Consider the following 2,043-nt stretch of genomic DNA (forward strand, 5'->3'; position numbering starts at 1 on the left):
CCCCCGAAGGTACAGGTACGCACCCCCAATCCTCTTGAGACCGGCTGTGTCGGTATCGGTCATGAGGCGCATGATGAACGGATTGTCCGCCAGCAATGGCGAGACGCGCGACTTGGAGAACTCCAGCACATCGGTCCGGGTCGGAAAGAAGTAGATGACGTTGAGGCCGGTCAGGCAGGCGTGAAGGCTGCGGAGAATACCCCAGGTGGTCCCTCCTATCTGCGCGGCCTTGCTCAGCACGACATAAGGTGAGGTGTCGTCGTAGATGGCTCGGAGGTATTCATGCCCCTTGAACGAGAACGGCACGCCTTCCAGCCGGATGTTCCGAAGCACCCAGTCACCCAGCGGGTCGGTAAGTGACCGCGTCGCCGGACTCGCCAGCTCCGTCGCCCGTTTCATCAGGTAGTGCTTCGAGAATGTGCCGACGGATGTGGTCACGGCTTTCTTCATCGGGTACATACTCCTTGACTGCGTCGATAAAAGTATCGATCACCCGGCGTATCTCAGCTTGTGACTGAGCGCGGATGGCTTCTTCTGTTTCTCCACTTATTGATAAACCCTTGGCAAGCCGCTGACCCTTCTGGGATCGCTCCAAAATACTCGCAATCCGTTCCAGGTCCCGGATGTCGGTCAGCTTCCTGGTCTTCAAATCGTCGGCCAGCTTCGCCAGCAGAAGGTCCCACAGCCGGTAGTGGCGGACATTGAGAGTGACGCGATCGGTGGCGATCTTCTCCACAAACATCTCCGCAGCTCGAAGGTCGATCTTGAGGCGCAGATTGTCCCAGTCCTCGCCTCGCCGCCACTTGCCTACGGTATGGGGTTTCACACCGAGACGGGCCGCGATCTCGGCATTGGTCTCCATCTCTCCGGTCAGGTAGAGGCGTCGGGCCTCCTCACGTGTCTTTGAGTGGCTGCGTTTCATCGGTTCGATCCTCCAAAAATCCCTTCGCCAAGTTTGTAAGCCCCCGCGCTCTGCGATCACGGCCGGGAGTGCCGTCGCTCGCAGACTCGACAGCCTGTTCGATGATCCCTTCTTGATCCGGCGTCACGACGAAGGTCATCACGCGCGGCAACACCTTCTCCTCCTCTTCGGCCTGCTCATCCAATAGCGCCGCCACCTCATCGGCGGGGAACTCCAACAGGGCATGAAGCTCTTCCAGCTGGCGATCGGATTCCGGGAGCAGCCCGGCCAGATCGTCGAGGCTCATCCCACCCAAAAGCTCGTGGATAAGCTGCGCTCGGCGGATCGGAACATCCTGCCCTTCGAGGCGGTTCAATGTGGCCAGCAGGAGATTGGCCTCCCGGTCGTCCACCTCCCAGACATCGCACCGCGCTTCTGAGTGACCCAACTCCCGAAGCACATCGATTCTGTGATGCCCGTCGAGCACCTGGTACTTCCCGGCTTGATCCGGATGGAGCCTGACGATCAGATACGGGTACCGGCCGGTTCGTTTGATATGCGCCTTTAACTTCTCCCTCATATCTTCGGACATGACATTGCTGTTGAGCGGGTGCGGGACAAGATCGTCCAGCGGAATCATTTTCGCACCGAGAGGTTTCTTCATTTGAGCCATTTCAAGTTTCTCCATGGGCCGAAGCGGCCATAAGTGTCTGATCCTGGAGCAGGGCTGATTCCGGATCCCAGCCGACCAGGATGAACTCCCGGTTCTGCTGCCGCTTCTCAGCGCTGGACTGGGAGGGTTTGTGTTGGTACCGGATCTCGGTAGCCTTCACCTCCCGGCCATAGCCGCGCATTTTCTGCTCCAGCTCGCCCAGCGTCACCTCGGCATTTCCCAGGCTCAGAACCCAGACCGGGATGTTCTTCGCCTGCTTGAACAAACCGTCGATCATCGAGGCACCGTCCTTGGCGCTGAACGGGCTCACCGGCAGGGATGTCCCCTCCAGGATCTCATCGATGATCTTGTATTCCTTCTCGTAGCTGGTGACACCGGGATACGGCGGGTCGAAGTAAGCGATGTCGGCCTCGATCGTGGGGAGCAATTTGACAATGTCTGCTTTCAGGACCTGAGCCTCGCCTTGAAA

4 protein-coding genes are annotated in these 2,043 nt (G+C 58.9%); all 4 read right to left on the reverse strand.

What is annotated here, in order from left to right; all coding sequences use genetic code 11:
• Positions 1 to 450: phage terminase large subunit family protein (locus KJ970_02310; GenBank protein ID MBU2689731.1), on the reverse strand; the 450-nt coding region annotated here is incomplete at its 3' end.
• The gene (locus tag KJ970_02315) at positions 338 to 922 is read right to left on the reverse strand and encodes a DUF1804 family protein (protein ID MBU2689732.1); all 585 of its coding nucleotides are present in this window, start codon (positions 920 to 922) and stop codon (positions 338 to 340) included. The genes KJ970_02310 and KJ970_02315, both read right to left, overlap by 113 nt.
• Entirely contained in the window at positions 894 to 1,589 is a 696-nt protein-coding gene (locus KJ970_02320) for a ParB N-terminal domain-containing protein (protein MBU2689733.1), read from the reverse strand. The genes KJ970_02315 and KJ970_02320 overlap by 29 nt, the downstream gene beginning before the upstream one ends.
• The coding region (locus tag KJ970_02325) for a hypothetical protein (protein MBU2689734.1) at positions 1,576 to 2,043 on the reverse strand (468 nt) is incomplete at its 5' end. The genes KJ970_02325 and KJ970_02320, both read right to left, overlap by 14 nt.

It is taken from the genome of Candidatus Eisenbacteria bacterium (assembly GCA_018831195.1).
Classification (GTDB): domain Bacteria; phylum Eisenbacteria; class RBG-16-71-46; order CAIMUX01; family JAHJDP01; genus JAHJDP01.

Coding starts and splice junctions, on each gene's coding strand:
- KJ970_02315 (MBU2689732.1), bottom strand. CDS start 922: ATGAAACGCAGCCACTCAAAGACACGTGAGGAGGCCCGACGCCTCTAC.
- KJ970_02320 (MBU2689733.1), bottom strand. CDS start 1,589: ATGGAGAAACTTGAAATGGCTCAAATGAAGAAACCTCTCGGTGCGAAA.